Genomic DNA, 6050 nt, shown 5'->3' with positions numbered 1-6050 from the left:
GCTATGCCTTTAAAGTTGCTATTAAAGTTACTATAAGTACTGACGTTATTTAAAGAAGCATACATCCCACCCTGTATTTGCAACTCACATTTCTCAAAATTTTTATTATTTATATCTGCTTTATTCTTTATGTTACTTATATTTGCATCGAGACTATCATTGTTTTGGTGATCGTATTGATTAGAACATATCTTATTCAAAGCCTTTAGTTGTTCATTAGTTAAATTATTTGCACGGTTATTGTAATTAAAGCTCAGCTTAATATGGACGCTGTTGTCTGGATAACGATAGATCAAAATTGGTTGCATGATTTGTAAGTTATTTTTAGGCAGCAGAGCTACAGTATCAAGATTTTCAGAACCTGTTGAAATTAAGTACGAATAATTATTTCCGACTAATACACTACCTTGTTGTCTATAGCCATTATAAGATGGATAGCCAATTTTCTGAATAATATCAGTTTCAAATGTTTGATTATCTGAGGTTTGCATAACGCTGTTATTAGTAGTACAACTTGTAGTTGAAAGATTAACTATTCCAAGACCAAAAATAGTCATTAATTTATATGTAGCGGTCATATATTAATTATCCCTTACACTGTTTATTTAAATGCAATTTTAGACCTTATATGGACTAAGTTAAACATTAAATCTAAACAATCAAAAGTAAACATAAATCCAATACTTGGTGTCATTACTTTTAGTTTGATATTAAACTATCAAATATATAGAAACTGCTAAATTTATTTGATAAATTGATAAATTTAAAACGAATTTTTTTTAAATCAACATTAAAACTTTAAACTATATTAATTGAATATTGAATATGTTTAAGGAAATTGATAATTTTTAAACTGTATAATATTTTTATTTATGTTTAAATTATATTAACTACTTAAAGTTTCAGGTATTAATATTGCAATGTTATTTATAAGTGCATCATGTGCAATTATTTGATGCATGTTTATAGTGATTTTTGAATATTTTACTCAACCCATTGGAAATAAATAACAAAAAGTAAGAACAGGAGTTATAGCATGGCTGGCACTGATACATCACAAGAAACTGCTATTCAGTCCCAATCTCAAACGCAGTCCGACTCGCAATCTCAATCTCAATCAATGAATGGTTCACAATCTCAGACCCAGTCTATGCCTAAGACTATTAAAAATTTTAACGCGAGTGACAGCTTTGATGAATTAAAAGCATCTGAAGATTTATATAGACCAGTGGCAAAAGCAATCGGTAACTGGTTAGATAAAACTGGTATTGAAAAATTGGCTCAGTACAATGATCAAGCCGCAGATATTTTTTATCGCAAGGGCATTACCTTTACTGTTTATAGTGATGCTCAAAATATTGAGCGTATGATCCCATTCGATATTATTCCTAGAGTCATTGATGCTAAAGAATGGCAAACCGTTGAAGCCGGCTGTAAACAGCGTATCAATGCTTTAAATATGTTCTTAGACGATATTTATCATGATCAGCGCATCATGAAAGCAGGTGTAGTTCCCGAATCTTATGTGTATGCGAGTGGTTGTTATGAACCATGGATGATGAATATTAAGCTTGAAAAACCAGTCTATTCTCATATTAGTGGTATTGACTTAATCCGAGATGAGGCTGGTAACTTTTGTGTATTAGAAGACAATTTGCGTACTCCTTCTGGAGTGTCATATATGCTTGAAAGCCGTAACATCTCAAAAATTCTATTACCTGACATCTATCAATACTCTGGTGTTTTAGATATTGATGACTATCCGGAAAGACTAAAGGCTTGCTTGGCAAGTGCTACGGATAAGTATGACCCTCAAATAGTTATATTAACGCCTGGTCGGTTTAATAGCGCTTATTATGAACATGCTTTTTTAGCACATGAAATGCAGGTTCCATTGGTTCACGGTTACGACCTAATAGTTGAAGATAGTAAAGTATATATGCAAGCTGTACGCGGTAAGGTGCCCGTTGATATTATTTATAGACGTATCGACGACCCCTTTATAGATCCTTTAGCTTTCGATGCTAATTCTATTCTAGGTGTTTCAGGATTGATGAGTGCCTATCGCGCTGGTAATGTGGTTATCGTTAATGCGCCAGGTACAGGTGTTGCAGACGATAAAAGCCTCTATCCTTTTGTTCCAGATATGATTGAGTTTTATTTAGGCGAAAAACCTATACTTCCAAACGTTACCACCTATCAATGTCGTAAACCTGATGAGCTTGAATATGTCCTAAAAAATCTAGATAAGCTTGTAGTCAAAGAAACACATGGTTCAGGGGGGTATGGGATGCTAATAGGTCCTACATCAACTAAAAAAGAAATCGAAGATTATCGCGTTCGCCTACTTGATAATCCTGCCGGATTTATCGCTCAGCCAACTATCTCTTTATCAACCAATCCCACTACGGTAGATGATGGTATTTCACCGCGCCACATTGATTTAAGACCATTTGTGCTTAGCCATGGCGATGGCTCGGTAGATATTGTACCGGGTGGATTAACCCGAGTGGCTATGAAAGAAGGTTCATTGGTTGTTAACTCTTCTCAAGGTGGTGGTATAAAAGATACTTGGGTAGTCGATCTGAATCAAGACACTGAAGCTTTAGGTGGTGATAATGCTCATTTACATGCTATTAATTCAGTGACATCCCGACATACTTATCATTACACAACCCCTTATCCGGTTGAGGTAGGTTATGATAATACAACTGAAGCCCCTATCATTCTGTTGTTATCTAGAGCCAATCATTTGGTTTGGTTAGGCAGATATAGTGAAAGACTATATTACTATGATGGGGTAATGAAAAAGATAGTTCGTAAAAACATAACGGCTAATGAGTTAATCAATCTAATTAATCGTTTAGGCATTGGTGCGAATCAAGCTTGTCTTGACTATTCTGATACAGACTCATGCATGTTGGCTGTGTTACAAGATCTTGAGAGTAAACAGATTCCTTTTATCATTGATTCAATAGAGACCAATATTCAAGAAGTTAAAGGTGTAATCGGCAAAGATACCTCAGAGCTATTTAACCTTATTAAACGTTTGGCGAGTGCAGGAACCTATCGTGCGGCAACCCTACAGCTTCTAGCCTGTAATGCTGCTATGGAACAAGAAAATAAGACAGTAAGTTATTTTTGGCAATTGGGGCGTAATTTTGAAGCTTTAGAACGTACAGTGTTATTGGGTCAAGACTTTACGCAAATCTGTCAGAAGTTCAAATCATGTCTTATTGATTTACCACAAAATACACGCTGGCGTGAACTGGTACGCCTAACCAATCAACTTATTAAGTCGAATAATTATAATGACTATTTGCTGTTGAGCGAAGAGTTCAACGCCTTACTACAGCAAGGAGTTTAAGACATGAAATTAAGCATTGATCATCAGACTAATTATTATTATAAAGAACTTGCTCAGCGTAGCGTTCAGTATATTCGAATGTCCCCTATGCCATTAGCGCATCAAACTATCCATAGTTGGTCGGTTATGCTGCCTAAACTTGCGACCTTACAACAAGATGGCTTTGGCAATACTTGGTTTACGTTAAGTCGTAATGAGAAGCATGACAACTTGCAGATTCAGGCAACTGGTATTGTTGAGATTAATACTCAAACCGAGTCTATTCCAGACAGTGGAGATATTCCTTATTTACTATTTACGGTTCAAACGCCATTAACTCAGTGCTCCCAAGTTATGCGTGAATTTGCTGCACCTTATTTAGAAAGTGTCAATATAGATAGCTTAAGAGATTTTGCAAAGTCATTAATAAATCGCATGCCTTATACTAAAAATGCCACTCATGTGGGCACAACCGCCAAAGACAGCTTTGATTTAGGTGCAGGCGTTTGCCAAGATCACTCGCACGTATTTATAGGATGTTTGCGAGATCAAAAGATTCCAGCACGTTATGTATCAGGCTATTTATATGATGTTGATCAAAACCATATGTCTAGTCACGCATGGGCAGAGGCATATTTAGACGGTAATTGGTATACTTTTGATATTTCAAATCAACTCTTTCAACCCAGTCATCATGTGTATGTGGCCATTGGACGTGACTACTTAGATACTGCTCCTGTTAGAGGAGTTCGTATTGGTGGAGGTTATGAGAGTTTATATAGTCAAGTTATGGTACATCGAATTGAATAAGCTTTAAATTAAAATTAATATGCAAAGACAATTTTTATAACTACTTCTACCACTCATCATTTATCGTTTTTAATAATATATATAACTTAATTATATTTTAAAACTGTTTCAATTGATGACTTTATAATATAGGACTCCTATGACTTATTGCGCCGCCCTACGTCTTAAACAAGGTATGGTTTTTGCGAGTGATACTCGTACCAATGCAGGTGTTGATCACATATCAACCTTTCGCAAAATTTATACCTATGGTATTGATGGCGAACGTTTTATTGTGCTTCAAACCGCGGGTAACTTAGCCACTTCTCAAGCTGTATTTACTCGCTTGCAAAATGATATAAATCTAAAGCAAGAAAGTAATCTAAACACTGTCGTTAGCTTATTTGATGCAGCTCAAATGGTAGGACGCTATATGCGTGAGATTACCTCTCATGCTCAAGAAGTTGCAAATGAGCCAAATAATGCAAACTTCACTAGTTCATTTATGCTTGGCGGACAGATCAAAGGTCAGCCCACTGAATTATATATGATTTATCCAGAAGGCAATTGCATAAGAGCCACTACTGATACCCCGTTTTTTCAGTTAGGTGAAAGTAAATATGGTAAACCTATATTGGATCGTTCAGTAACTTATGAAGCCGATTTATATCATTCTGCACAAGCTTTAATGTTATCCTTTGACTCTACAATACGTTCAAATTTATCTGTAGGCATGCCTATTGATATGGTTATTTATGAAAACGATAGCCTAAAAGTACCTAACATGAAAAGAATTGTTGAAAGTGATGAATATTTTAGTGTAATTAGTAAACATTGGTCAGATTCGTTGAGAGAATCTTTATTGAATTTGCCAAATTATCCTGATGATTATTGGGATAAGTAGTTAAATTAATATCTTATTCTGAATTTTAAAATTGCATTGAATAAGCACTTTAATTCAAAGTAATATGTTAAAAAGGCAAAATCATTTAAATGATTTTGCCTTTTTGTTTATTAAATTACTTAATCAGATAAATAATAATTAAAGTTTATTTTGGTTCACACGTGCCATAAGTGCTTCTGCATCTTCTACCCTTTCTGAATAACGATCCACTAAATAGTCTGCATGGTCACGAGTCATTAGCGTAAATCGTACCAACTCCTCCATTACATCAACAATTCTTAGATAAAAGCCTGACTCTTTCATACGTTTACTAACGCTTCCGTCCGAGTTTTCAACATCTTCAAACTCTAAAAAAGCTTTAGGTAACGAGGACTGATTTGGTATGGTAATCATACGCATCCAGCGTCCTAATATTCGTAATTGATTCACCGTATTAAACGACTGCGAACCACCACAAACCTGCATCACAGCAAGCGTCTTACCTTGAGTTGGACGCACAGCGCCAATAGAGAGTGGTATCCAGTCTATTTGAGTTTTCATAATACCACTCATAGAGCCATGACGTTCAGGTGAGCACCACACCATACCCTCACTCCACTCTACTAGTCCACGTAGCTCAGCAACTTTTGGATGTGTTACATCTTCGCTATCGGGTAAAGGCAGACCTGTTGGATCATAGATTTTAACTTCAGCTCCCATAGCATTTAGAAGACGGGCACACTCCTCAACTACCAGACGACTATATGATATTTCGCGTAGTGAACCATATAAAAGTACAAATTTTGGTTTATGGTTAGATAACTTACGTTCAAAGTCTTTAATTGTTGGAATTTTAAAGTGTTCAATATCAATATTAGGTAAGGTTTCATTTTGAAAATCCATAAAATCCGAATTTTTTATGTTTGTCATATTGTTTTCTTTAAATTAGAGTTATTTTTAATATTTAGTTTGGTGAATTGATTTATTTTATTTGCTTAGGCTATTTATTATAACTATCAATAAAACTACTTA

The 6050-nt window shown here is 35.0% G+C and carries 4 protein-coding genes and 1 pseudogene; 3 read left to right on the top strand and 2 right to left on the bottom strand.

What is annotated here, in order from left to right; all coding sequences use genetic code 11:
• The coding region (locus QZ265_RS09385) for a hypothetical protein (protein ID WP_296405589.1) at positions 1-578 on the bottom strand (578 nt) is incomplete at its 3' end.
• A 650-nt stretch (positions 579-1228) separates the two neighbouring features.
• Here QZ265_RS09385 and QZ265_RS09380 point away from each other — a divergent pair.
• The 3 genes and pseudogenes from QZ265_RS09380 to QZ265_RS09370 form a co-directional block, all read left to right on the top strand.
• Positions 1229-2584 (top strand): annotated as a pseudogene (locus QZ265_RS09380) (circularly permuted type 2 ATP-grasp protein); the annotation flags it as partial.
• A gap of 786 nt (positions 2585-3370) precedes the next feature.
• Entirely contained in the window at positions 3371-4156 is a 786-nt protein-coding gene (locus QZ265_RS09375; protein ID WP_296405587.1) for a transglutaminase family protein, read from the top strand.
• A gap of 139 nt (positions 4157-4295) precedes the next feature.
• On the top strand, positions 4296-5039 hold the full coding sequence (locus QZ265_RS09370) for a peptidase (protein WP_296405585.1): 744 nt from the start codon (positions 4296-4298) through the stop codon (positions 5037-5039).
• Between the two features lie 138 nt (positions 5040-5177).
• Here QZ265_RS09370 and arsH read toward each other — a convergent pair whose 3' ends face one another.
• Positions 5178-5948, bottom strand: coding sequence for an arsenical resistance protein ArsH (arsH, locus tag QZ265_RS09365; RefSeq protein WP_296405583.1), 771 nt, complete (start codon positions 5946-5948; stop codon positions 5178-5180).
• Between the last annotated feature and the right edge of the window lie 102 nt (positions 5949-6050).

Source organism: Psychrobacter sp. (assembly GCF_018260395.1).
In the GTDB taxonomy this organism is placed as follows: domain Bacteria; phylum Pseudomonadota; class Gammaproteobacteria; order Pseudomonadales; family Moraxellaceae; genus Psychrobacter.
The sequence above is the reverse complement of the archived record's forward strand: the minus strand, read 5'-3'. Positions and strand labels throughout refer to the sequence as shown.

Excerpts from the sequence above, each read along its gene's own strand:
- QZ265_RS09375 (WP_296405587.1), top strand. The coding sequence starts at position 3,371 with ATGAAATTAAGCATTGATCATCAGACTAATTATTATTATAAAGAACTT.
- QZ265_RS09370 (WP_296405585.1), top strand. The coding sequence starts at position 4,296 with ATGACTTATTGCGCCGCCCTACGTCTTAAACAAGGTATGGTTTTTGCG.
- arsH (WP_296405583.1), bottom strand. The coding sequence starts at position 5,948 with ATGACAAACATAAAAAATTCGGATTTTATGGATTTTCAAAATGAAACC.